At 64.9% G+C, this 26,515-nt stretch carries 25 protein-coding genes and 2 pseudogenes; 21 read left to right on the forward strand and 6 right to left on the reverse strand.

The features are described from left to right. Positions 1-102 precede the first annotated feature (102 nt). Positions 103-1,563, reverse strand: coding sequence for a sulfatase-like hydrolase/transferase (locus tag VK804_RS15095; RefSeq protein WP_325371626.1), 1,461 nt, complete (start codon positions 1,561-1,563; stop codon positions 103-105). A 138-nt stretch (positions 1,564-1,701) separates the two neighbouring features. Between VK804_RS15095 and VK804_RS15100 the strand changes: the two genes are divergently transcribed. The 5 genes from VK804_RS15100 (at position 1,702) to VK804_RS15120 (ending at position 6,174) form a co-directional block, all read left to right on the forward strand. Continuing rightward, positions 1,702-2,661 carry a tripartite tricarboxylate transporter substrate binding protein gene (locus VK804_RS15100; RefSeq protein WP_325371627.1) on the forward strand — a complete coding sequence of 320 codons (960 nt, stop codon included), beginning with the start codon at positions 1,702-1,704 and terminating at the stop codon, positions 2,659-2,661. Between the two features lie 30 nt (positions 2,662-2,691). Continuing rightward, positions 2,692-3,435 carry a GntR family transcriptional regulator gene (locus VK804_RS15105; RefSeq protein WP_325371628.1) on the forward strand — a complete coding sequence of 248 codons (744 nt, stop codon included), beginning with the start codon at positions 2,692-2,694 and terminating at the stop codon, positions 3,433-3,435. A 162-nt stretch (positions 3,436-3,597) separates the two neighbouring features. Then, positions 3,598-4,548 (forward strand): NrtA/SsuA/CpmA family ABC transporter substrate-binding protein, encoded by a 951-nt coding sequence (locus VK804_RS15110; RefSeq protein WP_325371668.1) that lies wholly within the window; start codon positions 3,598-3,600, stop codon positions 4,546-4,548. Between the two features lie 83 nt (positions 4,549-4,631). Further along, complete coding sequence (locus VK804_RS15115) at positions 4,632-5,402, forward strand: ABC transporter permease (RefSeq protein ID WP_325371669.1); 771 nt, start codon at positions 4,632-4,634, stop codon at positions 5,400-5,402. After that, positions 5,395-6,174: an ABC transporter ATP-binding protein gene (locus tag VK804_RS15120; protein WP_325371629.1), complete on the forward strand. Its 780-nt coding sequence runs from the start codon at positions 5,395-5,397 to the stop codon at positions 6,172-6,174. Before VK804_RS15115 ends, VK804_RS15120 begins: the two co-directional genes overlap by 8 nt. Positions 6,175-6,184: 10 nt before the next feature. Here VK804_RS15120 and VK804_RS33010 read toward each other — a convergent pair whose 3' ends face one another. The 3 genes from VK804_RS33010 to VK804_RS15135 form a co-directional block, all read right to left on the reverse strand. After that, positions 6,185-6,748, reverse strand: coding sequence for a response regulator transcription factor (locus VK804_RS33010; protein ID WP_414642787.1), 564 nt, complete (start codon positions 6,746-6,748; stop codon positions 6,185-6,187). Beyond that, complete coding sequence (locus VK804_RS15130) at positions 6,745-7,647, reverse strand: S1C family serine protease (protein ID WP_325371630.1); 903 nt, start codon at positions 7,645-7,647, stop codon at positions 6,745-6,747. The genes VK804_RS33010 and VK804_RS15130 overlap by 4 nt, the downstream gene beginning before the upstream one ends. A 344-nt stretch (positions 7,648-7,991) precedes the next feature. Further along, positions 7,992-8,672 (reverse strand): HAD hydrolase-like protein, encoded by a 681-nt coding sequence (locus VK804_RS15135; protein ID WP_325371631.1) that lies wholly within the window; start codon positions 8,670-8,672, stop codon positions 7,992-7,994. Positions 8,673-8,773: 101 nt separating this feature from the next. Between VK804_RS15135 and VK804_RS15140 the strand changes: the two genes are divergently transcribed. Beyond that, entirely contained in the window at positions 8,774-9,496 is a 723-nt protein-coding gene (locus VK804_RS15140) for a DNA-3-methyladenine glycosylase I (RefSeq protein WP_325371632.1), read from the forward strand. Between the two features lie 3 nt (positions 9,497-9,499). Beyond that, on the forward strand, positions 9,500-9,928 hold the full coding sequence (locus VK804_RS15145) for a hypothetical protein (RefSeq protein WP_325371633.1): 429 nt from the start codon (positions 9,500-9,502) through the stop codon (positions 9,926-9,928). Between the two features lie 14 nt (positions 9,929-9,942). Here the strand turns inward: VK804_RS15145 and VK804_RS15150 are convergent. Next, positions 9,943-11,147 (reverse strand): annotated as a pseudogene (locus VK804_RS15150) (rhodanese-like domain-containing protein). Positions 11,148-11,527: 380 nt separating this feature from the next. Here VK804_RS15150 and VK804_RS15155 point away from each other — a divergent pair. The 12 genes and pseudogenes from VK804_RS15155 (at position 11,528) to VK804_RS15210 (ending at position 22,067) form a co-directional block, all read left to right on the forward strand. Beyond that, positions 11,528-11,899 carry a hypothetical protein gene (locus tag VK804_RS15155; RefSeq protein ID WP_325371634.1) on the forward strand — a complete coding sequence of 124 codons (372 nt, stop codon included), beginning with the start codon at positions 11,528-11,530 and terminating at the stop codon, positions 11,897-11,899. A 77-nt stretch (positions 11,900-11,976) separates the two neighbouring features. Beyond that, positions 11,977-12,213, forward strand: coding sequence for an antitoxin (locus VK804_RS15160; RefSeq protein WP_325371635.1), 237 nt, complete (start codon positions 11,977-11,979; stop codon positions 12,211-12,213). Next, positions 12,210-12,311: pseudogene (locus VK804_RS15165) on the forward strand (VapC toxin family PIN domain ribonuclease); the annotation flags it as partial. The gene VK804_RS15160 and the pseudogene VK804_RS15165, both read left to right, overlap by 4 nt. 23 nt (positions 12,312-12,334) lie before the next feature. Beyond that, positions 12,335-12,976: a carboxymuconolactone decarboxylase family protein gene (locus tag VK804_RS15170; protein WP_325371636.1), complete on the forward strand. Its 642-nt coding sequence runs from the start codon at positions 12,335-12,337 to the stop codon at positions 12,974-12,976. Positions 12,977-12,991: 15 nt separating this feature from the next. Beyond that, positions 12,992-14,077: a Gfo/Idh/MocA family oxidoreductase gene (locus tag VK804_RS15175; protein ID WP_325371637.1), complete on the forward strand. Its 1,086-nt coding sequence runs from the start codon at positions 12,992-12,994 to the stop codon at positions 14,075-14,077. A gap of 39 nt (positions 14,078-14,116) precedes the next feature. Continuing rightward, on the forward strand, positions 14,117-15,109 hold the full coding sequence (locus VK804_RS15180; RefSeq protein ID WP_325371638.1) for a tripartite tricarboxylate transporter substrate binding protein: 993 nt from the start codon (positions 14,117-14,119) through the stop codon (positions 15,107-15,109). A gap of 30 nt (positions 15,110-15,139) precedes the next feature. Next, positions 15,140-15,640: an L-2-amino-thiazoline-4-carboxylic acid hydrolase gene (locus VK804_RS15185; protein WP_325371639.1), complete on the forward strand. Its 501-nt coding sequence runs from the start codon at positions 15,140-15,142 to the stop codon at positions 15,638-15,640. 27 nt (positions 15,641-15,667) lie between these two features. Further along, a complete protein-coding gene (locus tag VK804_RS15190; protein WP_325371640.1) occupies positions 15,668-16,951 on the forward strand; it encodes a dienelactone hydrolase family protein in 1,284 nt (427 codons plus the stop codon). Between the two features lie 75 nt (positions 16,952-17,026). After that, positions 17,027-18,337, forward strand: a complete 1,311-nt coding sequence (locus VK804_RS15195) for a sorbosone dehydrogenase family protein (RefSeq protein ID WP_325371641.1) — start codon at positions 17,027-17,029, stop codon at positions 18,335-18,337. Between the two features lie 161 nt (positions 18,338-18,498). After that, a complete protein-coding gene (locus VK804_RS15200) occupies positions 18,499-19,725 on the forward strand; it encodes an MFS transporter (RefSeq protein ID WP_414642789.1) in 1,227 nt (408 codons plus the stop codon). A gap of 61 nt (positions 19,726-19,786) precedes the next feature. After that, on the forward strand, positions 19,787-20,776 hold the full coding sequence (locus tag VK804_RS15205) for a Gfo/Idh/MocA family oxidoreductase (protein WP_325371643.1): 990 nt from the start codon (positions 19,787-19,789) through the stop codon (positions 20,774-20,776). A 118-nt stretch (positions 20,777-20,894) separates the two neighbouring features. Further along, positions 20,895-22,067, forward strand: coding sequence for a M20 aminoacylase family protein (locus tag VK804_RS15210; RefSeq protein ID WP_325371644.1), 1,173 nt, complete (start codon positions 20,895-20,897; stop codon positions 22,065-22,067). 21 nt (positions 22,068-22,088) lie between these two features. On the opposite strand, the gene VK804_RS15215 is transcribed toward VK804_RS15210, so the two are convergent. Beyond that, positions 22,089-23,678 carry an ABC transporter substrate-binding protein gene (locus tag VK804_RS15215; protein WP_325371645.1) on the reverse strand — a complete coding sequence of 530 codons (1,590 nt, stop codon included), beginning with the start codon at positions 23,676-23,678 and terminating at the stop codon, positions 22,089-22,091. Between the two features lie 265 nt (positions 23,679-23,943). Between VK804_RS15215 and VK804_RS15220 the strand changes: the two genes are divergently transcribed. Both VK804_RS15220 and VK804_RS15225 read left to right on the forward strand, forming a co-directional pair. Next, entirely contained in the window at positions 23,944-25,434 is a 1,491-nt protein-coding gene (locus VK804_RS15220; RefSeq protein WP_325371646.1) for an amidohydrolase family protein, read from the forward strand. Between the two features lies 1 nt (position 25,435). After that, the gene (locus VK804_RS15225; RefSeq protein WP_325371647.1) at positions 25,436-26,371 is read left to right on the forward strand and encodes a GTP-binding protein; all 936 of its coding nucleotides are present in this window, start codon (positions 25,436-25,438) and stop codon (positions 26,369-26,371) included. Positions 26,372-26,515 lie beyond the last annotated feature (144 nt).

Genomic DNA, 26,515 nt, shown 5'->3' on the forward strand with positions numbered 1-26,515 from the left:
TAGGACGTGCTGTATCGGTCGACCAAGGCGGTCACCTTCGTCACCAGCGTTGCAAGCAGTCTGCCAAGCACCGACATCGGCATCACCCTTTATGGATTCAGGTCAGTGGAACTCCGCGCGAACGCCCGGCGGCGGCGAGAAGCCGAGGTCACCGCGCGCGATGATCGCTTCGCGCCCGCCATGTCGTTGCAATTGCTCCGCCTGACGTTGCTTAGCCCGCGCGTCCACATTCTCCGGAGAAAGCATCGAGCGCAGTCTGGTTTCGCAGCGCGCCAGCGTTTCGGCGAACTTCGGGTCGTCGGCGAGGTCGTTCGCCTCGTCGGGATCGGCCGCCAGATCGAACAGCTGCGGGCGATACTTCGCATAGTGGACGTATTTGAAATTCTCAAACCGAATCGCGAACGCGCCGGTGGTCGATCCCATGCCGTGATATTCGCTCAGGATGGTGCGGCCCGGTCTCTCGCCGTTCGCCAGCCGTGCCAGCGAAACCCCGGGGTGATCGGCGTCGATCATGCCAACTCCGCCCTCGCCGACGCAGTCGATGATGAAGGGATAGACGTCAACCAGGCTGGCCGGCGTATCGACCACGCGCTGCGCCGGAATGCCGTGGCCTGCGACGATCAGCGGCACGCCGCAGGTCTCCTCGTAAAGCGTGGATTTGCCCCACAGCCCGCGCTTGCCGAGCGCATCGCCATGGTCGCTGGTGTAGATGATGCGGGTATCGCCGGTCAGCCCGGCACCGGCGAGCGCATTGAGCACCTTGCCGCACTGCTCATCCATGAAGCTGCACAGGCCGTAATAGCCGGCGACCGCGCGCCGGATATCCTCCGGGGTCTTGAAATAATCGTCGAAATTGAACGACGCCGCATAGTCGCGGACGAACGGATGGGTCGGCCGCTGGTCGCGCTCATAGAATTGCGGCATCGGAAGTTTCGGGTCGTCGAAATAGCGGAAGTAATGCTCCGGAGGCGCGGTCAGCGGATAATGCGGCGCCACGAACGAGACGAACAGGACCCACGGCTTGTCGCGGTATTTGGGCGCCTCCTGGCGCAACCAGATCTGCGCGCGCGCCGCGATGTCCCGGTCATATTGGGTGTACATCGACTCGCCGGGACCCGCCATGCGCGCCATCTTGTAGGCCGCGCCGCGCACCGGCAGGTCGTCGCGAATGAGGCCCATCAGATCGCCCTTGCCGTCGATGACCTGCATCGGAACGATCGATTCGGAGAACCCGCTGTCATCGTCGTCGGAGCGGAAATGCAGCTTGCCGACCGAGACCACGTGATGGCCGGCCTCGCGCAGGCGGTGATGCCAGCTGGGAATCGAGCCGTCATAGGGATCGGCGTTGTCCCAGAATCCGATTCTGTGAATGTACTTGCCGGTGGCAAACGAGGCCCGCGCCGGGACGCAGACCGGCGAGGGGGTCCAGCAATCGGTAAAGCGGGTGCCGCGCTGCGCCAGGGCGTCGAGGTTCGGCATCTGCACGATCGGATGCCCGTAACAGCCCATCAGCGCGCGCGTGTGTTGATCGGACATCAGAATCAGCAGATTCTTCGGTTCCACCGGGTTCCTCCCGATCAGGCTATCCAAGCATTACTACATAGTATAATACTCTGTAGTACGCAAGCGAACCCGGGTATATCCCGAGCGTCGCCGACGCACCAACGGCGGAGAAGAAATTCACGGACCTGGGGAAATGCCATGCTGCGGGCGCTGTCGTTCTGCTTCCTGCTCTGGTTCGGTTGCGCGTCCGCTTTGGCGCAGCAATGGCCACAGCGCCCGGTCCATCTGATCGTGCCCTATGCTGCCGGCGGCGGCACCGACATCGTCGCGCGCGTGCTGGGGCGCAAGCTCGGCGAGATCTTCGGCCAGTCGTTCGTGGTCGAGAACAAATCCGGCGCCAGCGGAATGATCGGCGCGGCCGATGTCGCCAAGTCGAACCCGGACGGCTATGTGCTGCTGGTGGCCTCGCCCGCCGAGGTCGCGCTCAATCAGAATCTCTTCAAGAACATGACGTACGACCCGCTCAACGATCTGGCGCCGATCACCTTGCTGGCGTGGACGCCGCTGGTGCTGGCGGCGCATCCGAGCTTTCCAGCCTCGACCCCGGAAGAACTCATCAAGCTGGCGCAGACCCAACAGGTCGATTTCTCGTCGCCGGGGATCGGCAGTTCGCACCACCTTGCCGGCGAATACTTCAACGCCATCGCGCACGGCAAATTCGTGCATGTGGCGTATCGGGGCGCCGCTCCCGCGGTCACCGACGCCGTTTCCGGACAGGTCAAGCTGACCATTTCCGGCATGCCGCCGGTGGTGTCGTTCCTGCAGTCGCATGCCTTGAAGGCAATCGCCGTCACCAGCAAGCAACGCTCGCCGCTGTTCCCCGACGTTCCCGCGCTGGCCGAGATCAAGGGCTTTGAGGATTTCGATTTCACCAACTGGTTCGGACTGCTGGCGCGCGCGGGGACGCCGCAGGAGATCATCGACCGGTTGCAGAAGGCCTCTGTCGAGGCGCTGCGGGATCCGCAGGTCCAGAAGATCCTGGAAAGCCAGGCGGCGGTCCCGGTCGGCGACACGCCGGCCGAATTTCACGACTTCATTCGCGCCGAGGCGGCGAAATATGCCAGGATTGTCGCGATCACCCATCTCGAGTTGAAGTGAGGCGGCACCCGGGGGAGCCAGTAGACTGAGATGATGGAAACCATTCAGGCACGCGTAGCGGCGGCCCGCTCGGGTCCCGGCCCGAAATACCAGATTCTGCGCGATGCGATCCTCGGTGCCATTACCAGCGGAGAGTGGACGCCCGGCATGCGTCTGCCGACCGAGGCCGAGCTTTCCAAACTGCTACCCTACAGCCTCGGAACGATTCAGAAAGCCTACGGTCAACTCGTGCAGGACGGCGTGGTGGTTCGTTCGCGCGGCCGCGGCAGCTTCATCGCGCCGCTGCAACGGCAAATGGCCGAACCCTGGCATTGCCGCTTTCTCGGCGACGACGGATCGGTGCTTCCGGTCTATCCTCGCCTGATCGGCCATCATCAGGTGCGCGCGGAGAAACGCTGGACCGACTTGTTCGGGGCCGGCGTCAAGGTGACGCGGATCGACCGCATCATCTCCATCGGTGACGAGTTCGACGTTTTCAGCCGGTTCTTCACGCCCACGGCGATCGCGCGGCAGATCCTCAAGCTCGGCCGCAAGAACGTCGAGACCGCGAATTTCAAGGCCATCCTGCTGCGCGAATTGGGAATGCCGATCTCGCGGCTGGTGCAAACCATCGCCCGGACCGATGCGTCGCCGAAAAAGGACCTCGGTTGGCGTCCGCAACTCCTGCTCGAGGCAACCGCCCATACGGCGGAAGACGAGGTGGCCTATTTCCAGGAAATCTGGATTCCGTCCACCGGCCGCAAGCTGCTGTTCGATTCGGATTTGCGACTCTGATTTCCGGTGCGGCGATGCCAATCTGCGAGACGGCACGCGATGGGTCATGGCGGCGACATCCGCAACACGCAACGGTGAAGGCGGTCCTGCCTCCCAAACCCCTTGAATCGGCATGTTTGTTGCATCTTCCGGAACAAACAGGAGATGCGTTCGATGACATCCATGATCCGACGTCGTGAATTCGTGGCCGGCCTCGGAGCCGGGCTTATCGCAAGCCCTGCGATCGTGCGTGCCGAAACCGAGCCGGTCATCATCCGCGCCGGTACGCTGAAACTGATCCATTCCATCGCGCCCTATTTCTACGATCAGTTTGTGCCGGCGGGCTACAAGATCGAGGTGCTGCCGTTCGAAACGCCGACCGAGTGCAAGAACGCGGTAGTGACCAGGTCGGTCGATTTCGGCACTTTCGGAATCGCCGCCGCCGTGCTCGGCGCCGCAGCCGGCGAACCGGTCGTGGTGATCGCCACGACCTGCAATCGCGGCATGGCCATCATCGCCAGGAAGGATTCCGGCATCGCCACGATCAAGGACCTCAGGGGCAAGCGGGTTGCCGTGTTTCCGGGCACCACGCAGGAAGTCTTCTTCCTGGAGCGGCTGCGGATGGAAGGCATGACGATCAAGGACGTCGAGCCCGTGCGTGTTTCCTTCAGCGAGATGCATATCGCGCTGTCGCGCGGCGACATCGACGCCTATGTCGGCGCCGAACCCGGACCCGGCGTGTCGCTGTCGAGCGGCGTCGGCACGCTGGTCGAATATCCCTATTCGACGGCGATGGGATCGCTCAACATGGTGTTCGGCACCCACCGCGACGTGATCGCCGAAAAGCCGGACCTGGTCCGGACCATGATCGGCATTCACCGGCGGGCCACCGACTATGCCTCGTCCAACAAGGACGCCATGGTCGCGATGGCTTCCCAGAAGCTCGGACAGAAGAAGGAAGCGATCGAGGCGTCGGTCCCCAATGTCGAGCTGACGTGGCGGCTCGGCCCCAAGGAGATCGAGCAATCCAAAATCTATGCCGACCACATGCTGGCGCTGAAGCAGATCAAGCGCCTGCCCGATTTCGCAACCTTCATCGACACCAGCTTCGTCGATGCGGTGAAACCGACCTGACCGTGACCACGCTCGCGACCGACACTGGCGACGAGACCGCCTCCGCGGGCAAGACATCATGGGCGAAGGCCTGGCGGCCCCGGCTGCGGCCGTTGCTGCTGGCGGTGACGTTTCCCGCCGCATTGCTGGCGATCTGGCATTTCGCCACGGTGGGGCGACCGGCGAGCCTGATCCCGCCGCCCTACGACGTCTGGCTCGAGCTGCGCGACCTCGCCTTTGGCGGCATCAATGACGATGCCTACAGCAAGACCCTGCACATTCATCTCCTGGCCTCCATGAGCCGCGTCTATGGCGGCTTCGCGCTGGCGCTCGCGGTTGCGCTGCCGCTCGGCACGCTGATCGGGCGCGTGCCGCTGGTCCGCCAAATCGTCGACCCGACACTTCAAATTCTCAGGCCCGTGCCGGTCACCGCGTGGCTGCCGCTGGCGATGATCATCTTCGGGCTCGGACCGCGCTCGGCGTTCTTCCTGGTGTTTCTCGGCGCGTTCTATCCCATCCTGGTCAACACCGTGTTCGGGGTGCGCTCGGTCGAGCCGCGATTGTTCGAGGCGGCCTCGATGCTCGGCTGCAGCGGCTCGGCGCAGTTTTTCCGGGTCGTGCTGCCGGCGTCGCTGCCCTCGATCTTCACCGGCATGCGGCTCGGTCTCGGCTTCGCCTGGGTCGTGATCGTGGTCGGCGAAATGACCGGCGTACAGACCGGCCTTGGGGCCATCATCATGGAAGCGCGCCAGCTGTCGCGCACCGAGATCGTGATCTCCGGGATGATCGTCATCGGCACCATCGGCTTTCTGTCCGACCAGCTCGTGATGCTGATCGGGCGGCGGCTTCTGGCCTGGAGTCCATCGCATGGCTGAAGCAACCATTCCGATCCTGGAAATGAGGAATATCGGCAAGATCTATGCGCAGAACGGCCGCTCGATCGAGGCGCTGCGCGGCGCCAATCTCCGCGTGAAGAAGGGCGAATTCATCTGCCTGATCGGCGCGTCCGGTTGCGGCAAATCCACGCTGCTGCGGCTGGCGGCAGGGTTCGAGGCGGCGACCCACGGCGACAATTTGATGTGGGGCGTGCCGATCTCCGGGCCGGGCCCGAGCCGCGGCATGGTGTTTCAGGATTACGGGCTGTTCCCCTGGCTCAACGTCCGCGACAATATCGGCTTCGGACCGAAATCGCGGGGACGCAGCAAGGCCGAGACACGCGAAACCGTCGATCATTTCATCGACCTCGTCGGCCTGCCGCGTTTCGCCGACGTCTATCCGCACCAGCTTTCCGGCGGCATGAAGCAGCGCGTCGCCATTGCCCGCGTGCTCGCCAACGATGCCGAGATCGTGCTGATGGACGAACCGTTCGGCGCGCTGGACGCGATGACGCGCGAGCGGCTGCAGGACGAATTGGTCGAGATCTGGTCGCGCACCGGCCTCACCGTGCTGTTCGTCACCCACGCCATCGACGAGGCGATCTTCCTCGCCGACCGCGTCGTGGTGATGTCGCCGGGGCCCGGCCGCATCGACAATGAATATGTCATCGACCTGCCGCGGCCGCGCGATATCGCCGGCGCCGAGTTCAACGAGTGGCGGCGCCTGCTGTCCTCGCAATTGCATAGCCATGTCAGGCGCAAGGCGGGCTGATACCGACAGGTCATAGATCGATCGTCTCGCGGCGGCGGCGTTCACCGGCTTTTGCGACGGCTTCCGTCCGGGTCCGCGCGCCGAGCTTGCGGAACAGGGACTCGACGTGGAATTTCACCGTGTGCAGCGAGATGTTCAGCCGGCGCGCGATCGCCTTGTTGGTCATGCCCTCGGCCAGCGCCGCCAGCACATCGAGCTCGCGCGGCGTCAGCAGAGCGTGACCGTCGGTTTCGCGCAGCGCGGCAAAACCTGCTTCGCCCGCGCCGGGCCAGCGCACGATCAGGCCGGCGGCGACCGCGCGAATCGCCACATCGATCTGGCCTGCATCCGCCTGTCGCGACAGCACGGCCGCTACATCGTCATCGGCGCCGCCGAGCGCGACAACGGGCCGGGTTTCGCCTGAAGGTGCGCCGCCGTCCGCCAGCACCAGGTCGGCTCCGTCCTCGAGGCCTACGACGAGATGCCCGGCCTCGGCGATCACCCGGCTCAACGCATGGCGGCGCCGCGGATCGGCCGCGTGAACGGCAACCCGCAGCCGCGTCGCTGGTGAAAGGCTGGCCGCGACCTCGCTCATGCCGCGCGCCGCTCCGCGATCGTGGTCTCCACGGTCATGACGGCGCCGCTCCGGATCAGGCGAACCTCCGCCTTGCGCCCGATGCTCTCGGCACCGAACAGCCTGGCGATCTTTCGCAACCGATGCGTCGAAGTGCCGTCGACGCTGAGCAGGATGTCGCCGGCGACGATCCCCGCCTGCGCCGCCGGTCCGCCTTCGGCGGCCGACATCACCATCAGCCCGGAGGACTGGCCGGCGGCCTCGCGCAGCGCGTCGGGCACGGCGACCGGCTGCAGCGCGACACCGAGCCAGCCGCGCGCGATCTGGCCGTCCCTTTCGAGCTGCGGCACGACGCGTTCGATGGTCGCCGTGGGTATGACAATGACCCGGCCGCGCGGCCCGAAGGTCGACATGCCAAGAGCGCCGCCGGCTGCGTCAAACACCGGTCCGCCCTCCTCGCGCCGCGCAAGTCCGAGGTCGAGCGCGATGCGCCGGTCGATCAGGCCGCCGCGGCTCGAATGCCATTCGGGACCGGCGAGATTGACGAGCCCGAGCCGCGCGCTGACGTCACCCTCGCCGTCCGCCCCGATGGCCAGCGCGATCGCGCCGGTCTTCGCGTCTCCCGCCACGATCGACGGCGCGGCCAGTGGCGCCGCCAGCCTCAGGATCGCGATGTTGGTCGAGGGGTCGCGACCGGCGAGCTTTGCGGTCACGACCGAGCCACCGGGCGCGACGAGTTCGAACTCATCGCCGCGCGGCAGCGATTGCTCGGAGGCGACCACGATATCGGATCGCCACAGCCAGCCCGTGAGATGCCGGCCGTGCTTGAGGCGTATCGCGACGACTGAGCCTTTCGCGGCTTCCGCGCGCGCGGCGAGTGCATTCGAGAATTGGACTAAAGGGTCTGGTTGATCGGTCACTGATAACTCCTATCGTTTCAAGATAGGCACGAAACTGAGCTTTTCATCGGGACGAGACTATCGGCCGGACGGCCGGGTTAGCACCGGCCATTTGACCGGTAGCGAGCAGAGACATCCCAAGCGTGATCACCGGTCCCACCGCGACGATTCTTCTTTCTCCCCTCCCCCCGCTTCGCGCAGCGAAGTGGTGGGGAGGGGTTGGGGGTGGGGGGTGGTGCAGCAAATTCAGTGCAGAACGAGTGCGCGAATTTGCTGCACCACCCCCCACCCCCGACCCCTCCCCGCCACGCGCGAAGAGCGCGTGGGAGGAGGGGAGCGCACCACCGCAACAACACATGACGGCCCTAACCCTCGACAAGGCCGATCAGCGAGTGAACGTCCGGAAAGACAAAATCCGGGCGCGGAACGGATGCGTCGAGGCTGACCCCCCGGCGGTTGATCCAGGCGATCGTCAGTGCCAGCGGCTTGCCGCCGACAAGATCGGTGAACTGCGATTGCCCGGAATGAAGGATCTCATCCTTGGCGCAACCCGCATGTTCGATCAGGTAACGAAACAGCGTGCCGTCGGGCTTGTAGCCGCTGGCGCGCTGCGCCGTGCATACCAGGTCGAAATCTCGCCGCAAGGGCGTCAGCGCCAGCAGATCGTCGTCGATATTGGACACCACCGCCAGCCGGTGGTCACGGGCGAGATGATCCAGCGTGCGGACGACATCATCGTACAGGAAGAATCGCGAAAAAGCCTCGAAGTAACGATCGATCAGCCGGCTGTCGCCGGCAATCCCGAAATGGTCGAAGGTCTCGGCCAGCGAGAGTTCGCAGATCGCGCGATACGACCGGTACGGCTCCCAGTAATGGGCGATGTTCCGCTCCTCCCAATGCTCCCAGAACGCTTTGACGTCGAGATGCAGCGCACCGACGTCTGCCAGGATGCGTTCGAAGGCACCGTAGGAACTGTCGCGAACGCTGATCAGCGTGCCGAAGACGTCGAACGACATCAATTTTGGACACAGACGCGGCGGGGGCATTTCACGATTCATTGGATGACCGTTCACAAGACAGCGCCGGATGGCTTTTCGTCCACGACGAAGCTATGCTGGTCGCAAGTTTTGTCCCACAGGATTTGTGCATGACCGTCCCGTTCAAGACCATCCGGGCCCGGGCCGAGAAGCGCAAGGGCGGAGCGAAGGCGCTGACAAAACTGCTGCCACCGAAGCCCGACCCGAAGGCGCTCGCAAAACTGCGCGACGATCGCGTGCTGGCGGAGATGACCCGGCGGGCGTTTTCGGCCGGTTTCGCCTGGAGCGTGATCGAGGCGAAATGGGATGGATTCGAGAAGGCGTTTCTCAAATTCGATCCCGCCCGGCTGTCGCTGCAGCCGGACGAATTCTGGGACGAACTGATCAAGGACACCCGCATCGTCCGCAACGGCGCCAAGATCATGTCGGTACGCGCCAATGCCGCCTTCGTCAGGGAAATCGCCAGAGAGCACGGCAGTTTCGGCAAGCTGTTGGCCAAATGGCCGTCGTCCGACGAGATCGGATTGCTCGAATTGCTGGCCAGGCGCGGCAGCCGGCTCGGGGGCAATACCGGCCAGATGTTGTTGCGCTTCCTCGGCTGGGACGGTTTTGTCACCTCGAAGGACATGGTCGCCTGCCTGCGCGATGCCGGCCTCGACGTGGCGGAGACAGTCACCTCCAAGCGCGACCTCGCCAAAGTGCAGGCACAGTTCAACGAATGGGCCGCGGAGACCGGCCTGCCCTACACGCACATCTCGCGCATCTGCGCGATGTCGATCGGTGAGAATTACGGCACCGAGACGCTGGCGCGGATGGGCGGCGGCGAGGAGTGAACGATGCCCATCAAATTTAAGGACATCCGTGAAAGCTTCGACTTCGTTGACCTCGGCGGCGGCGGCTACAACCGGGCCATCCTGTGCAGGCGGACGGGCAAGATCTATCAGCATGCCGAACATTCCGATCTCGAGGAGTTCAACGACGAACTGCCAGAGGACGTCGACGACAAGGAGAAATACATCGATATTCCGGGCAAGCGGGAGCTCGGCCTCGGCAAGCCGCTGGCGCTGGATTTTGCGGACGAGTTCTTGCCGGACGATTTCGATGACGTCAGGGACATGTTCAGCAGGAGCGGCGCCTACAGAAATTTCCGCGCGCTGATAACGCGGAGGAGGGTTCTCGATCGCTGGTACGAATTCGAAGCCAAGGCCACCGAGCGGGCCTTGCGCGAATGGTGCGAGGACAATTTGATCGACCTCGCTGACTGATATATCCGCCGCCATCAAATCACATAAAATCCGTGCGTCGCGTCGCGGCGGAGCTGGTCGACCAGGCCGTATTCCCAATCGAGATAGGCCTGCATCGCGGCGGTGTCGACATTGGTGCCCTCATAGGGACGCCGGTAACGGTGCGACGGATCGGGCCTTGGCAGAACTTGCGGCGGTCCTAGCTCGAGCGCGCGGTCATAGCCGCCGTCGAGCACGTAAGTTTCCCAGCCCATCTGCGCGAGCCAGGAGGCGGTCATGTCGGCGCGGACGCTTCTCGCGTCGGTGAGAAGAATGCGCGCGCCGCGCACGGGTGCTGCGATGTCGATCTCCTGCACCAGCTGGCCGCCCGGATAGTGGCGGAAACCGCTGAGATGACCGGCCGCATATTCTTCGGCGTCGCGGACGTCGAAGCGATAGAGCGTGCGGTGCGTATCGGCTTCGAGCGCCGCCGCTTCCACCTCGCCGAGGTGCCTGACGCCGGCGCGATAGGCGACCTCGCGGGCTTTTTCTTTCGCTCCCTCGGACAGGCCTCGAGATTCTTTCCCGCCAGCGTCCAGCCGATCGTGCCGTTGCGCAGCGCCACCACCTTGTTGGCGATGCCGGCATTGATCAGCGACTGGGTGCCGATGATCGAGCGGGTGCGGCCGGCGCAATTGACGATGATGGTGGTTGCGGGATCGGGCGCAAGGTGGCCTGCGCGCAGCACCAGCTCCGCGCCGGGCACGCTGACCGAGCCCGGGATGTTCATGGTCGCATATTCGTCGAAGCGGCGGACATCGAGGACTGCGATATCGGCCTTGTTCGCGATCAGGGCGGCGACTTCGTCCGCGGCCAGCGAGGGCGTGTGCCGGCGCGACTCCACCAGTTCGCCGAACGCCTTGGCGTAGGAATTGACGTCCTGGAAGAGCTCGTAGCCCGCGCGCTGCCAGGCCTGCAGCCCGCCATCGAGCTGGCCAACGTTGCTGTAGCCCAGCGCGGCGAGACGGTCCGCGGCTTGTAAAACGAGGCCTTCGCCGGCGTCGCAGACGACGATCGGCACATCCTTGCGGGGCAATCTCGTTTCGGCTTCGAGCGCAATCCGATCCGCCGCCATGTTGGCGGAAAACAGCGGATGGCCGGTCGCGAAGGCAGCCTCGTGCCTGACATCGAGCAGCGCGATTTCCTCGCGCAGCAGCAGTGCGGCGCGGATTTGCGAGGGCGAGACGGAGGATACGGACATGGCTGGGGCTCGATGGGAATGGCGGCCAGCTTCGCACGGTTGCGCCTGCCTGTTCAACCCGAGGCGGAGTGGACGTGGATGATCTCGATCGTCATTGCGAGCGAAGCGAAGCAATCCATAGTCCAGCAAGCGGAGAGATGGATTGCTTCGCTGCGCTCGCAATGACGTTGAGACAGACCTTCGCGATCTCGCCGCATGCTTTTTTTTTGCGCGAGGTATTCTTCTATTCCCGCCCTCTTCGCGATTCTCCTAGAATACAGGTCGAGATTCCGCTTGGTAGAGCGGCGCCCGGTCAATATTCTGGGGAAAGGCCCTGAACGAGCTTGCAGGGCTGCACTCCCGGCGAGTTCGGTGAACTCGATACGCCTCGGCCCGCTGCCATGAACCTTTCAGCCGACGCCTTGTACGAGATGTCCGACGCGCAATTGCTGGCGGCGTATGTCGACGTCCGCCGCCGGTTCGTCGAGCAGAAGTTCGCGCGGGACACGCAGCGGGCGCGGCTGGAATGGCTGCGCGCGAAAATGTTCGTCGGCAGCACCGGCGGGGTGACCGAGCGCAAGATGGCCATCGATGTCTCGGAAGAACTGGCGCGCAAGGGCCAGGAGTTGCGGGAGATGACCCGCGATCTCGACCTGCTCAAGGTCGACGTCGACGTTACCGCCATGGTGATCCGGCTGCGCGGCGTATCGGCGGCGGCGGGCGGACAGTCCGAAGAGGCTGCCGACGGCGACGCGGAGCGTGAGGGCGGTTGATCAGGAGAGTTTCCGGCGAGCCCTTGTCATCTCGCGGAGCCTGGCACATGTTTTTGACATATGCCTTGGAGCCGATCATGCCCGAGAAACGAAATGTCAGACTATTCCGCAATGGCCGCAACCAGGCGGTCCGCATTCCCGTGGAATTCGAACTGCCGGGCAATGAGGCGACCATGCACCGGGACGGCGAGCGCCTGGTGATCGAGCCGGTACGCAAGCGCGGGCTTGTCGCCTTGCTCAGGACCATGAAGCCGCTGGACGAGGAATTTCCCGAAATCGACGACCCAGTATCGGCGCCGGAGAGCCTGTTTTGACGCGCTACTTGCTGGACACCAACATCATTTCCGACCTGATCAGGAACCCGCAGGGCAAGGTCGCGAAGCGAATCGCAAGGGTGGGCGACGATGATATTTTCACCACAAATGGGAGAAGCCAATGGCACGACGATTTCGCGCGGCGATCGCTCTCGGCAGCGCGATCCTGCTGGCCGGGCTCGCGCCGGCGCGCGCGCAGGATGAACCGCGCTTTCCGAAGCCTGCGATGGAGCAGCTGAGCCCAGAGCAACAGGCGGTCGCCGCGGAAGTGCTGAAGCAGTCGAGCGCAGGACTAGGCGGCCCCTACGGCATGCTGATCAAGAGTCCCGAACTTCTGAAGCGCTATCTCCTGATGACCGAGTATCTGCGCCAGAAGACGTCGCTGCCGCACCGGCTCAACGAAATGGCGATCCTGCTGGAAGCGCGGATCTGGGACGCGCAGTACGAATGGTGGGCGCACGAGCCCTTGGCGCGCAAGGCGGGCCTGTCGGACGCCCTCATCGGCGACATCCGCGACGGCAAGCGTCCCGGCTCGATGCAACCGGACGAGGCGGTGGTCTATGATGTGGTGACGGAATTGCTCAACCGGCGGCAATTGCCGGACGACACTTTCGGCCGGGCCAAACAGATCCTCGGCGAACAGCAGACCATCGACCTGATCGCGGTCACCGGCTTTTATGTCATGGTCTCGGCCGTCGTGATCGGCGGACGGATCGCTATCCCGAACGACGAACCGGCGCCGATGCCGGTGCTGGTGAAGTGAGGCGCGGGATCGTCCATGCTGGGAAATAAAATCGGGCTTGGGATCATCGGCTCCGGGCGGATCGGCGGCTTGCGCGCGCGGCTGGCACAAGGACATCCGGCGGTCGCGGCGATTGCGGTCTCCGATCTCGATCCCGGCAACGCCGACCAACTGGCGGCGCTGGTCGGCGGCCGCAGCCATGGCGCGGACAATCTCGCCGTGATCGAGGACCCCGACGTCACCGCGGTGATCGTCTCCACCAGCGAAGGCGAACACATGGCCGCCATGCTGGCGGCGATCCAGCGCGGCAAGCCGGTGCTGGTGGAAAAGCCGATCGCGCTGACCGTGCGGGAAGCCGACCAGGTGCTCGACGCAGTGGCAAGATTCGGCGGCAATGTCCGGGTCGGCTACAGCCGGCGCTACAAGGAGCGCTACCAGATCGCCAAGGAGCAGGTCGTCAAGGGACGGCTCGGCCGGCTGACCGGAGGCGCTGCGCGGGTGTTCAATTCGCGCTCGCAGGCGCTCGCCATGCTGTCGCGCAACCCGCACGCCACGCCGGTGGTGGATGCGCTGACTTATTATGTCGACCTGATGAACTGGCTGTTCGAGGGCCGCAAGATCGTGGAGATCTACGCCCGCGGACAGACCGGCGTGTTGAAGGCCGCCGGCCACGAGGTCCCCGACGTCAGCTATACGGTCTTGACCTATGACGACGGCGCGGTGGTCAATCTCGGCGTCAGCTACGCGCTGCCCGAAAAATATCCGGCGCTGGGGCATGCGGCGCGGGTCGAGGTGCTCGGCATGGGCGGCGTCATGATCCTGGACGACGATCACACCGACCAGATCATGTACAGCGAGACCGGCGTGCCGCATGTCTATCTGCCTGATCACACCGTCAACATGGTGTTCCTGCAGAGCGGAACACCCGGCGACTGGGCACTCGGCGAATTCTGGGGCCCGATCGCCAATGAAACCCGGGCCTGGCTCGATCATCTCGCGATGGGCCGCCCCTGCACGCTGGCGACGCCGCAGGACGCCCGCGCCACGCTGGAGGCGACGCTGGCGATCGAGCATTCGATGCGGATCGGCCAAGCCGTCACGCTGCCGCTGCGGGCGGGATAAATCAGACCGGCGGCAGCCGGCAGTACGAGGAGATGCACGATGGCGGGACAAGAATTTTTGACGCGGCGCGCGATGCTGCGTAGCAGCGCGCTCACGCTCGGCACCGCCGTGCTGGCGCAGCAGGCTCGCGCTGCCACCTATCCGGAGCGGCAGGTCCGCATCGTCGCACCGTTTGCGGCGGGCGGGCCGAGCGATACGCTGGCGCGGCTGTTGAGCGTCAAGCTCGCCGACGCGCTCGGCGGATTCTTCTATGTCGAGAACCGGCCCGGGGCCGGCAGCAATATCGGCACTTCGGCGGTCGCCCGCGCCACGCCGGATGGTTACACGCTGCTGCTGACGTCGAGCGCCTTCGTCGTGAATCCCGGGTTCTACAAGCAGGTACCCTACGATCCCGTGAAGGACTTCGCCCCGATCGCCGAACTCGTGACCTCGCCGAACGTGTTCATCGCCACCAACGCCTCCGGGATCACCTCGATGGCGGAGCTGAAGGCGCGCGCCCTGGAGAAGCCGGGCTCGCTGAGCTATGCCAGCGCCGGGATCGGCACCACCCCGCATCTCGCCGCTGAATGGCTGAAATCGATCGACGGCATCAAGATCACGCACGTGCCCTTTGGCGGCGCCGGACCGGCAGTGCAGGCCGTGCTGTCCGGCACGGTGCCGCTCGCCTGCGCCTCGCTGCCGGGCGCGCATCCGCTGATCCTGAACCACGATGTCCGGGCGCTGGCGGTCACGGGTTCGCAGCGCTGGTTCGACCTGCCGGAGGTGCCGACGATGATCGAACTCGGCTACAAGGATTTCGTCTCCGACACGTTTCACGCCATGCTTGCCCCGGCCGGGACGCCGCAAGACATCGTCGAGCGGCTCGCCACGGTGTTGCTGGAGACGCTGCGCCAGCCGGCGTTCCATGAACAGCTGCGCTCGCTCGGCTTCGAGGTGATCGGCAACGGACCGGACGGCTTGCGTCGACGGATCGAACTCGAACTGCCGCGCGACCGCGACCTGATCGCCAGGGCTGGAATCGAACGGGTATAGAGCGACCATGTCCGCATGGGGGAAGAGCCAATGACCACCGTACTCGACGACTACCTCGTGGATTCCGGGATATCGCTGCTGGATAAGACGCGGATCCAGGCGCAAGTCCTGCTGCCGGTGCTTGCCGCGCTGCGGGCCGAACTCGGGAAGGAAAAGGCCGATGCCATCGTCAAGCAGGCCTTGCGCGACTGGTCGAAAAATTTATTCGGCGCGATCGGTGATGGCATCGACGGCAGCCCGCGGCGCAAATGGGCGACGATCCAGAGCGTGTTCGGCGAGGTTTCGGGCAAGGAGGTCGAGTTCGAGATCCTGCGCCAGGACAAGGAGGCGCTGAACCTCGACGTGACGCGCTGCCGCTTCGCCGAGTTCTTCCGCGCCCTCGGCGAACCCGATCTCGGCGCGCTTTTGATCTGCGAGGCCGATTTCGACATCGCCGCCGTCGGCGAGGGTGAAGTCACTCTCGAGCGCGACCAGACCATCATGAAGGGCGCGCCGAGCTGCACCTTCCGCTACAAATTCGCGCCGCGGTAACAGGCCGCGCAAGGTGGACAGGGCAACATGCTTAGACTCCTGGTTATATTCTCGACGCTGTTGCTGATTTTGATGCATGACGCTCAGGCCCAGCCGCTGACGGTCGATCCGGAGTCCATCGTCCCGCTCCCGGACAAGTTCGAAATGGAGGCGCCGGCGCCCGACGTGCCGCCTGAAATGGCCCGCTTTCACGGCGCCTGGGTCGGAACCTGGGCCGAGGACATCAGGCATATCCTCGTGGTCGAACGCGTCAGGCCCGACGGGCACGCGGACGTGATTTTCGCCCACGGGGACTCGGCGTTCTACGGCATGTATCGCGAATGGTGGCGGAGCGAGGCGACGATCGCCGACGGCGTGCTGACCATCACCGGTGAAGCGCTGAAAATGCCGTCGTTTCGCACCCTGCAATTCGCGTTCGATGGTCGGGACCGGCTGTTTCATATCTCGACCTTCAAATGGGGGAGCGTCATCGCCGGGACTCTCGCCCGCACCGATGCGGCGCGGCTTGCCGCGGGCGATCGACCGATCGAATGGCCGTGGCCCGGCGAGCGTGTGTCGATACCGCATCTCACGGTTCGGGCACCCGACGGTGCACGGCCGATCATGCTCGAGGCGACGTTCTATCCGCCCGTCGGTCCCGGGCCGGCGCCGATCGCGATCATCAACCACGGATCCGACGCCGGGCGAAATCAGCTCAGGAGCTGGCCGTTCGCGATCGAGGCGCATTGGCTTCGCGACAACGGATTTGCCGTGCTGGCGCTGATGCGCCGCGGACGCGGCAGGTCCGAGGGTATCAACGGAGAGGAAGATTTTGGACGCGATCACGACGGCGGCCTCGTCGATGTCTCGGCGGGCGTCGCCCAAGCCGTCGAGGATCTTGAGTCGGCGATTGCCTATGGCCGGAAGCTGCCCGGCGTGCGGCCGGGGCCGGTGCTGCTCGCCGGCCAGTCACGCGGCGGATTTCTCGCCATGCATTATGCCGGCCTCAAGCCGGGGGAGGTGATGGGCGTGGTGAATTTTTCCGGCGGCTGGTACCCCTACGGACCGGTGACCACACCGTATTACGCCAATGCCGGCCGCGGCGCGGCCGACAAGGTGCCGCAACTCTGGCTGTATGCCGACAACGACCGGCTCTACGACGAAGCCCTGATCCGCGAATATTATCAGGCCTTCACGCAGGCCGGCGGCAGCGCGCGCCTCGAGCTTATCCACGGCATTCCCGGCGACGGCCATCTGCTGCGGCTCTATCCCGACCGGTGGCGGCCAGCAGCAGACCAATTCCTGGCAACGCTCGGTATGCAAAAGCCCTGAAGTGCGCATTCCCTGGTGGGGTTTCAGCGCGCCTTCGCGTCGGATAGTGTGCGCGCGATCAAATGAGGGAATGACATGAGCTTTTCCAGCATCTTTGCACGAATCGTCGCACTGATCGGCGGCGTGGCGCTGCGTTGGCGCCGGTTGCAGGGCGCAACGCCCGAGCCGGCCTGGGGCAGCGCGCCGGTGGTGCCTGAAGCGAAGCCGCAGGGCAGCCTGCCGACGCTGAAGATGCCGACGGCCAGGGGCTGGAGCGACGGACAGTTCCCAGTGGCGGCGCCCGGGCTCAAGGTCAATGCGTTCGCGACCGGCTTGAAACATCCGCGCTGGATCAACGTGCTGCCCAACGGCGACGTCCTGATTGCCGAGTCGAATCAGGTCGCTGGTCCCGTCAGGAGCGTGTTCAGCTACGCGATGCAGGCGACGATGCGCCGCGCCCGCGCGCTTGGCGTCAGCGCCAATCGCATCACGCTGCTGCGCGACCGCGATGGCGACGGCATCGCGGAGACGCGCGAGATCTTCATGGAGGGACTGAACCAGCCGTTTGGCATGGCGCTGGTGGGCGACACGTTCTATGTCGGCAACACCGACGGCGTGGTGGCCTTCCCGTATGTCGCGGGCGCCGATCGCATCACGGCGCCGGGGCGAAAACTCGTTTCCTTCAAGCCCGCCGGGCATTGGACGCGGAGCCTGCTGCCGAGCCCCGATGGCCGAAAACTCTATGCCGGGGTCGGCTCGTCCAGCAATATCGCCGAGAACGGCATGGCGGTGGAAGAAGGCCGGGCCGCGATCTACGAGTTCGATCTCCCAAGCGGCAACAGCCGCATCTTTGCCGGCGGCCTGCGCAACGCGGTGGGCATGGCATGGGAGCCATCGACCGGCGTGCTCTGGACCGTGGTCAACGAGCGTGACGGAATCGGCGACGAGACCCCTCCGGATTATCTGACCTCGGTCCGCGACGGCGGCTTCTACGGCTGGCCCTATTGCTACTGGGGACAGACGGTGGACGACCGGGTGCCGCAGGATGCGAGCATGGTCGCAAAGGCGATCAAGCCGGATTACGCGCTCGGCGGCCATACCGCTTCGCTCGGCCTGTGCTGGCTGCCGGCCGGCACGCTGCCGGGTTTTCCCGACGGCATGGCGATCGGACAGCACGGCTCCTGGAATCGCAGCACGCTAAGCGGCTACAAGGTCGTGTTCGTGCCATTCGCGAACGGCCGGCCTTCCGGGCCGCCGCGCGATATTCTGTCGGGCTTCCTCGCGCCCGACGAGCGGGAGTCCTATGGACGGCCGGTCGGCGTCACGCTCGGTCCCGACGGCTCTCTTTTGGTCGCGGACGATGTCGGCGACGTGATCTGGCGCGTCACCGGCGAGCGGCAGGGCTGAGCGCGTAGGGCGAATGCTGCCCATACCTTGTGAAACACTGCAGGCGCAAGATATCGTGTTGCAACGAAACGAGTCCCGGACAGCATCAATTGTCGCTCGATATTGAAGCCACCGAAGGGTTCAGCGTGAAGCGCGCCGCATTTGCCGCCACCATCGGCAATATGCTGGAGTTCTATGACTTCATCACCTACAGCTTTTTCGCGATCGAAATCGGACACACTTTCTTCCCCGCGCACAGCGAATACGGCAGCCTGATGCTGTCGCTCGCGACTTTCGGCGCCGGTTTTGTCACGCGTCCCATTGGCGGCATCGTGCTCGGGATCTATTCCGACCGGGTCGGCCGGCGGCCGGCCATGCTGTTGAGCTTCGCACTTATGGGCGTTGCGATTCTCGCGCTCTCGCTCACGCCGTCCTATAACGCGATCGGCGTTGCCGCGCCTGTTATCGTGATCGTGGCGCGCATGGCGCAGGGATTTGCGCTGGGCGGCGAAGTCGGGCCGACCACGGCCTACCTGATGGAGATCGCCGCGCCGGAGCGGCGGGCGCTGGTGGTGTCATGGCAGCCGGCGAGCCAGCAGATCGCGGCGACCGCCGGCGCCCTGGTCGGCGTCATCCTCAGCAAGACGATGGCGCCCGAGGCGCTCGACGCCTATGGCTGGCGCATCGCCTTCCTGATCGGGGCGCTCTGTCTGCCGTTCGGCCTCTGGATGCGCCGGACCCTGCCGGAGACGATTACCCGAGAGGAACGCGGCGCCGACACGAACCAAAGCTCCGGTCATCTAAAACTGGCGCGCCGCTACATCCGCGTGATCGCACTCGCCCTGATGATCCTGGCGAGCGGCACGATTGCGACCTATGTCACGCAATACATGACGACCTATGCCAAGAACACGCTGCATGTGGCGCCAACGCTGGCGTTTGCGGTGTCGCTGGTGAGCAATGGGCTGGGTATCGCGGGCGCCTTGCTGGGCGGCTGGCTCGCCGACCGCTTCGGCCGCAAGCCGGTGATGATCTGGCCCCAGCTGGTTACGCTCGCGCTGACCTATCCGACCTTCCTGTGGATCGTGCAAGCGCCCGGCGCGATGTCGCTGCTGCTCGGCTTCGGCGCCTTGTCGCTGATCGGGTCGCTGCCGTTCACCGCCTTCTATGCCACCTTCACCGAGGCGCTGCCGCAGGAAATTCGCGGCGGGGTGTTCGCCACCATCTATGCGCTTGCGATCGCAACCTTTGGCGGCACCGCGCAGCTCGTTGTCACCTGGCTGCTGCATATCTCGGGCGACCCGCTGGCGCCGTCGTGGTATCTCCTGCTGGCGGCGACCGTCGGACTCCTCGCGATGAGCCTGATGCCCGAGACGGCACCGGCGTTTCGTGACAAGGACCCCCGCTGAACCGCTTCCCGCAACCAAGGCTCGTCTCATCGGCACGCGCAAACGACGGAAGGAGCAATCGATGCTCGGGGTTGGAATTCTGGGCGCGGGATTTTTCGGTACCTATCACGCGCGGGCGGTGGCAGCCCTCGAGGGCGCCCGCGTCGTCGCGGCGTGCGCGGAAGAGTTGCCTATTGCCGAAGCCTTCACCGCGGAACATGGCGGCACGCCCTACGGCGATTGGCGCGCGATGCTCGACGACCGGTCCGTCGACGCGGTTGCGATCACGGCGCCGCATCATCTGCATTGCCAGCTGGCGGTGGCGGCGCTGCAGGCCGGCAAGCATGTGCTCTTGGAAAAGCCGATGGCGCTGTCGGTTGCCGAGTGCAGCGGCATTATTGCTTCCGCTGGAGGGGGCCGCGCCAAATTGATGATCGGACAGATCATGCATTTCGTGTGGCCTCACCTCGTGGCGCGCGAGATCCTCGTTCGCGGCGATCTGGGCAAGCCTGTCACCGGATCGAGCTCGCTCAAGAAGACCTGGATGGAGTCCAACCGGCGGGGCTGGCATCTCGATCCGGCAACCGGCGGCGGCATGCTGATGACGGCCGGCATTCACGCGCTGGATCAGCTGGTATGGCTGATGGACGGTCGGGTCAGTTCCGTTTCGGCTTCCGTCAGCACGTCGTTTCACGATCAAAAGGCCGACGACTGCGCCATGATGCTGTTGCGCTTTGCCGACGGCCGGTTCGGACAGGTCGCCAGCATCGGTTTCCGCGATGGCGGCGGCACGTTCGATATGGACCTGGTATGCGAGAAGGGCACGCTTCGGATCGACGTCGATCGCGGTGTTGCCATCGGGCGGGACGGCCAATGGTCCGAGGTGCCGAACTCCCGCGACCCGCAGTGGATGCAGAACGCCGTTATCAGGGAATGGCAGGCGATGGTCTCCGCCATCGATGATGACACCGAGGTGCCGGTGTCGGGCGACTACGGCCGGCATATCGTCGCGTGCATCGATGCGTCCATGATCTCGGCGCGCGAACGCCGGGACGTCAGCGTCGCGGCGTGACGGCCGGTTTGCATTGATCGCTATCGACGGCGTCGGTACTCTATGCCCCGTCGCATCTGACAAATCCGGTGTTATAACAAGCCCAGCGTTAAACCTCATTCGAACTCGCGAGTGCATCATGCCCATCGTCAACCGCATCGCCGCCCTCACCGACGAAATCGCCGGCTGGCGTCACGATTTCCATGAACATCCGGAGCTGCTCTACGAGGTGCATCGCACGGCCGGAATCGTCGCCGATCGCCTGCGGGAGTTCGGTTGCGATGAGGTGGTGACCGGCATCGGGCGTACCGGGGTGGTCGGCGTCATCCATGGCCGCAACAACAGTTCCGGCCGCGTCATCGGCTTGCGCGCCGACATGGACGCGCTACCGATGGAAGAGATGAGCGGCGTGCCCTACGCCTCGAAAATACCGGGCATGATGCATGCCTGCGGCCATGACGGCCATACCGCCATGTTGCTCGGCGCCGCCAAATATCTCACCGAGACCCGCAATTTCGACGGCACCGCGATTATGATCTTCCAGCCCGCCGAGGAAGGCGGTGCCGGCGGCAAGGCCATGGTCGATGATGGGCTGATGACGCGCTGGGGCATTCAGGAGGTCTACGGCCTTCACAACATGCCCGGCCTGCCGGAAGGCCATTTCGCCCTGACACCGGGCCCGATCCTCGCCGCGGCCGACTTCTTCGAGATCGTGGTGCACGGCAAGGGCGGCCATGGTGGCTCCGGCCCGCATTTGGCGATCGACAGCGTGCTGATCGGCTCGGAAATCGTCGGCGCCCTGCAATCGATCGTCGGGCGCAACGTCGACCCGATGAAGACGGCCGTGATCTCCGCCTGCACCTTCCATGCGGGCACCGCCCCCAACATCATTCCCGCGACCGCGACCATCACCGGCACGGCGCGCACGTTCGAGCCCAAGATACGCGATCTGGTGGAACGCCGGATAGCGGAGGTCGCCAGTGGGATCGCGCGCGCCTATGGCGGATCGGCGGAGACGAATTACAAGCGGCTGTATCCGCCGACCATCAATCACGAGCGCGAAACAGCGATCGCGGCGGACATCGCGCGTGACGTCGCGGGAGCCGACCGCGTCAACGACCGCGCCACGCCGCGCATGGCCGGTGAGGATTTCGCCTTCATGCTGCTGGAACGCCCGGGCGCCTTCATCTTCCTCGGTATGGGCGAGGGAGAGATGTGCCATCACCCCGCCTACAAGTTCAACGATGCGATCCTAGGTCACGGGGCATCGTATTGGGTGCGAATGATCGAGAAGACGATGCCGGCCAGTTGAATCGATGCAGGACGTCGCTGTTCACTCCGACTTCTCGATATTCCAGAACACCGGCGTAGCCGGTCCGCCGAGCACGCCGGTGAGCGATTTCCGCCACGCGCTGGGCTGGAGGAATTGTCCGAGCGGGATGAGAATCACCTGGTCATAGACTTCCTTCTGGATGTCGGCGGCGATCTTCTTCCGCTCCTGCGGCGACAGCGAACGCGCAAAGGCGTCTTTCAACTGTTCGATCCTGACGTCTTCGGCCCAGCCGAACCAGCCGCCATTCTTGCCTTTGCCGCCGATGGCGATGCTGGCCATCGGATTCGCAGCATCAGCGCTGACGAAGTTGGTGAAGAACATGTTCCAGCCGCCTTCGTTCGGCGGCTTCTGGCTGGCGCGGCGGGAGACCACGGTCTGCCAGTCGGTCGCCTGCAGATCGACCTTGAAGCCGGCTTCGCGCAGCAACTGCGCCGCGACGATCGGCTGCGCCTTCAGCGGCACCACATCGCCGGGCGCCAGGATGACCACGGGCGTGCCGTCATAGCCTGACGCCGCGAGCAGCTTCTTCGCTTCCGCCATGCCGTTGCCCTTCACCAGCGGCTCCGAGCCCGCATCCGTGGCCAACGGCGTGTCGCAGATGAACAAGGCACCGCAGATCCGGTAGTATTCGGGATTGCCGACCAGCGCATCGAGAACGTCCTTCTGGTTCAGGGCCATGAAGGCGGCGCGGCGCACCTTGACATTGTCGAACGGCGGATAAAGGAAGTTCATTCGCCCGCCGGTCAGGAAACCGAACTTGTTCAGGGTTTCGACCTTGATATCGCTGTTGGCCGCCAGCACAGGCAGGATATCGAAAGCCGGAACTTCCATGAAATCGATATCGCCCGAAATCAGCGCATTCACCGCGGTTTGCGCGTCCGCCATCGTGATCCATTCGACGCGGTCGACCTTCACGACCTTGCCGCCGGCGGTCCAGCTCGGCGGCTCCTTGCGCGGGACATAATCCTTGTTCTTCTCATAAACGGCCTTCACGCCCGGCTGGAATTCGGCCTGCACGAACTTGAAGGGGCCCGAACCGATCTGTTCCTTGATTTGCTGGCCGGCCGGCGTTTCCGCCAATCGCCTGGGCATCATGAACGGGACATAGGACGAAGGTTTTGCGATCGACTCCAGCACCAGGCCGTAAGGCTCCTTCAACTTCAGCGTGATCGTCCTGGCATCGGTCGCCTCAAGGCTGGCGGTGAAGTCCATCAGCTTCTGGCCCATGCCATCGTTTCGGCCCCAACGCTTCAACGATGCCACGCAATCTTCCGCCGTGACCGGCGCGCCGTCATGCCAATTCAATCCGTCGCGCAGCGTGAAGGTATAGGTGAGCTTGTCGTCGGAGACCTTCCAGTCCGCCATCTGCGGCTGGACCTTGAAGTTCTCGTCGAGCGCCAGCAGCGTGTCGTAGACCATGTAGCCGTGATCGCGCGTGATGTAGGCGGTGGTGAATCCGGGATCTATGATGCGCAGGTCGGAATGCATCACCGCGGTAATGGTCTTGGCCTCCGCCGCGGGCTGCGCGGCGAACCAGGCTGCGAGCGCGCCCGCGACCAAAACCAGAAGACCTCGGGGAGGAAGTTTCATGGCGCTCCTGACAACAACAAGAAGTTGTGTAACTACCGTGCTCGGGGAAAGGGTCGCAGCTCGAGCCTAGCACGGATCGGTGCCTATGGAGAACGAGCCGGGCGTATTTGCGGAGTTCCTCATCCTCGAAGCCGAATGAGCTTCCTCACGTCAATCGTGCACGGAAGATATGCGCGCCGGCAGAGGTTGTTGCCGGTCTGGAAATCTGCCTCTATGGGCGCCGCGACGGCTTGCGCTGGCATTTGAGGAATACGGGAGTGACGGGATGGCTGGTCTGGTAATCACGGGTGGCCGGGTGGTGGATCCGGCCAGCGGGATGGACGCGATCGGCGATGTGGCGGTGCTGGATGGCCGGATCGCCGCTGTCGGCAGCGGGCTTGGCGGCGCCGAGTGCTCGATCGACGCGACCGGACTGGTGGTCGCTCCCGGCTTCATCGACCTGCACGCGCACGGCCAGTCGATCCCGGCCGACCGCATGCAGGCGTTCGACGGGGTGACGACGACGCTCGACCTCGAAGCGGGCGTGTTGCCGGTCGCGTCCTGGTATCGGCGCCAGGCCGCCAAGGGACGCGTGCTGAACTACGGCGCCTCCGCCAACTGGGCGTTCGCGCGCATCGGCGCCATGACCGGCTCCAACTCGGAAAGCTCGCTGCAGGGGTTCGGCGCTGCCATGCGCGATCGCCGCTGGATCGACAATGTGGCCAGCGAGACGGAGGTGGCCGCCATCCTCGAGCGCTTGGCAGGCGGGCTGAACGAGGGCTCTATCGGCATCGGCATCCTGAACGCCTATGCCCCGGGTGCCGGCGTGCAGGAATTGACCGCGGTGTGCCAGCTGGCGGCGGCGCATGCGGTGCCGACCTTCACCCACGTCGCCTACATGGCCCGCATCGACCCGGAGAGCGCCGCGGAGGCCTATGTCCGCCTGATCGGCTATGCCGGCGCTACCGGCGCGCACATGCACATCTGCCATTTCAACTCGTCCAGCAAGACCGACATCGAGCGCTGCGCCGCATTGGTGGCCAAGGCGCAGGCGCAGGGGCTCCCGATCACGGTCGAAGCCTATCCCTACGGCACCGGTTCGACGGTGCTCGCAGCGGCGTTCTTCAGCGACCCCGACTTCGAAGCGCGCAACGGCACCGGCTATGATACGGTGCAGCGGGTGCACGACGGCCGGCGCTTCCACGACCGCGAGGAACTGCTCGCGGCACAGGCCGCCGAGCCCTCCACGCTGGTGCTGTGGCATATCCTGGATATCGAGAACAACGCGCACCATCGCGACCTGCTCGATATGTCGGTGCTGTATCCCGGCGGCGCGATTGCGTCGGACGCCATGCCCTGGACGATCGCGAACGGCAAGGTTTACACCGGCGACGCCTGGCCGCTGCCTGACGACGCGACCTCGCATCCGCGTTCGGCGGGTTGCTTCACCCGCTTCATCCGCGAGTGGGTGCGCGAGCGGCGGACCGTGTCGCTGCTGGAAGGCATCCGCAAATGCACGCTGATCCCGGCGGAGATTCTTAGCCCCAGCACGCCCGCGATGCGCGCCAAGGGCAGGCTGCAGGTGGGCGCCGATGCCGACATCGTGGCGTTCGACTACGAGACGCTCACCGACCGGGCGACGTTCTCGGCGATGAATCGTGCCTCGGAGGGCGTGCGTCACCTGGTGGTCAGCGGCCATCCGCTGATCACGGACGGCGTGCTGGATGTGGCGGCGCGGCCGGGCCAGCCGGTGCGTCGGCCCACAGCCGGGGGCTGAAATGTCCGTCCCGGTTATGCTGGTGACCGGTTTCCTCGGGGCGGGCAAGACCACGGTCGTGAACCATCTGCTGGCGCACGCCGGAGGCAGGCGAATTGCCGCCGTCGTCAACGATTTCGGCGCGATAAATATCGATGCGGAGCTGATCACGGGCGCCACTGACGGCGTGGTGAGCCTGAGCAATGGCTGCATCTGTTGCTCGCTGCAAAGCGACCTGCTGCGCACGCTGGCCGGCCTGCTGCGACGTGATCCGCGCCCCGAACTCATCGTGATCGAAACCAGCGGCGTGGCCGATCCGACGGACATCGTGCGCAACCTCATGGACCCGGTGATCTGGCGCGAGGCGCCGCTGGAAACGGTGCTGTGCGTGGTCGACGCGACGACGCCCGCGACCATGCTGGATGATGCGCTGCTGCGATCCCAGATACGGGCGGCCGACGTGGTGGCGCTGAGCAAGGTCGACCTGGCGAACGCGGCCGACCAGGCGCGGGTGCGCGATGCTATCCGCGCGATCCGTCCGGCGGCGGTGTTGGTCGATGCGCCGCATGGCGAGATTCCCGCAGCGCTACTTTTTCCCTCAGACGTGGATCGTGCGCCTGTGACGCGCGAGCCGGGGCGGCCGCGGCCGGCGGCGGACCGGTTCGAGACGCTGAGCTGGACGTCGGAACAGCCGGTGTCGTTGCCGCGATTACAGCAGGCGATCGGCCGGCTCGCGCCGAAACTGGCGCGGGCGAAGGGGCTGTTCGAACCCGTGGAGCAGCCCGGCAGGTCGATGGTGTTTCAGTTTGCCGGCGGGCGGGCGACGCTGGCACCGGCCGGGACGCCGACAGCGGGAATGCCGCGGACACGGATCGTCTTCGTTGCCGAGATCGGCGTGCTGTCGCGCGCCGAGATCGACAGCATCATGGAAGGATGCGTTGAGACCGAGGCGAAGTGAAGCAACGCTTTCTGGTCGCGATGCTGCTTAGCGGAACCGCGTGGACGTCTTTCGCGGAACGGGCGTGCTGCTGCCGTCGCTTCATGTCTGTCGTTGGGGAACAGCGGACGGCAATTGTTCGCAGCGAGTATTTCGGCTTTTGAC

This window comes from Bradyrhizobium sp. (assembly GCF_035484855.1).
In the GTDB taxonomy this organism is placed as follows: Bacteria; Pseudomonadota; Alphaproteobacteria; order Rhizobiales; family Xanthobacteraceae; genus Bradyrhizobium.

What these genes read in the sequence shown, in the direction of transcription:
- VK804_RS15190 (WP_325371640.1), top strand. Translation starts at nt 15,668, where the DNA reads ATGCTTAGACTCCTGGTTATATTCTCGACGCTGTTGCTGATTTTGATG.
- VK804_RS15195 (WP_325371641.1), top strand. Translation starts at nt 17,027, where the DNA reads ATGAGCTTTTCCAGCATCTTTGCACGAATCGTCGCACTGATCGGCGGC.
- VK804_RS15140 (WP_325371632.1), top strand. Translation starts at nt 8,774, where the DNA reads ATGACCGTCCCGTTCAAGACCATCCGGGCCCGGGCCGAGAAGCGCAAG.
- VK804_RS15105 (WP_325371628.1), top strand. Translation starts at nt 2,692, where the DNA reads ATGATGGAAACCATTCAGGCACGCGTAGCGGCGGCCCGCTCGGGTCCC.
- VK804_RS15110 (WP_325371668.1), top strand. Translation starts at nt 3,598, where the DNA reads ATGATCCGACGTCGTGAATTCGTGGCCGGCCTCGGAGCCGGGCTTATC.
- VK804_RS15145 (WP_325371633.1), top strand. Translation starts at nt 9,500, where the DNA reads ATGCCCATCAAATTTAAGGACATCCGTGAAAGCTTCGACTTCGTTGAC.
- VK804_RS33010 (WP_414642787.1), bottom strand. Translation starts at nt 6,748, where the DNA reads ATGAGCGAGGTCGCGGCCAGCCTTTCACCAGCGACGCGGCTGCGGGTT.
- VK804_RS15175 (WP_325371637.1), top strand. Translation starts at nt 12,992, where the DNA reads ATGCTGGGAAATAAAATCGGGCTTGGGATCATCGGCTCCGGGCGGATC.
- VK804_RS15100 (WP_325371627.1), top strand. Translation starts at nt 1,702, where the DNA reads ATGCTGCGGGCGCTGTCGTTCTGCTTCCTGCTCTGGTTCGGTTGCGCG.
- VK804_RS15205 (WP_325371643.1), top strand. Translation starts at nt 19,787, where the DNA reads ATGCTCGGGGTTGGAATTCTGGGCGCGGGATTTTTCGGTACCTATCAC.
- VK804_RS15180 (WP_325371638.1), top strand. Translation starts at nt 14,117, where the DNA reads ATGGCGGGACAAGAATTTTTGACGCGGCGCGCGATGCTGCGTAGCAGC.
- VK804_RS15155 (WP_325371634.1), top strand. Translation starts at nt 11,528, where the DNA reads ATGAACCTTTCAGCCGACGCCTTGTACGAGATGTCCGACGCGCAATTG.
- VK804_RS15225 (WP_325371647.1), top strand. Translation starts at nt 25,436, where the DNA reads ATGTCCGTCCCGGTTATGCTGGTGACCGGTTTCCTCGGGGCGGGCAAG.
- VK804_RS15215 (WP_325371645.1), bottom strand. Translation starts at nt 23,678, where the DNA reads ATGAAACTTCCTCCCCGAGGTCTTCTGGTTTTGGTCGCGGGCGCGCTC.
- VK804_RS15210 (WP_325371644.1), top strand. Translation starts at nt 20,895, where the DNA reads ATGCCCATCGTCAACCGCATCGCCGCCCTCACCGACGAAATCGCCGGC.
- VK804_RS15200 (WP_414642789.1), top strand. Translation starts at nt 18,499, where the DNA reads ATGCTGGAGTTCTATGACTTCATCACCTACAGCTTTTTCGCGATCGAA.
- VK804_RS15220 (WP_325371646.1), top strand. Translation starts at nt 23,944, where the DNA reads ATGGCTGGTCTGGTAATCACGGGTGGCCGGGTGGTGGATCCGGCCAGC.
- VK804_RS15120 (WP_325371629.1), top strand. Translation starts at nt 5,395, where the DNA reads ATGGCTGAAGCAACCATTCCGATCCTGGAAATGAGGAATATCGGCAAG.
- VK804_RS15135 (WP_325371631.1), bottom strand. Translation starts at nt 8,672, where the DNA reads ATGCCCCCGCCGCGTCTGTGTCCAAAATTGATGTCGTTCGACGTCTTC.
- VK804_RS15160 (WP_325371635.1), top strand. Translation starts at nt 11,977, where the DNA reads ATGCCCGAGAAACGAAATGTCAGACTATTCCGCAATGGCCGCAACCAG.
- VK804_RS15170 (WP_325371636.1), top strand. Translation starts at nt 12,335, where the DNA reads ATGGCACGACGATTTCGCGCGGCGATCGCTCTCGGCAGCGCGATCCTG.
- VK804_RS15185 (WP_325371639.1), top strand. Translation starts at nt 15,140, where the DNA reads ATGACCACCGTACTCGACGACTACCTCGTGGATTCCGGGATATCGCTG.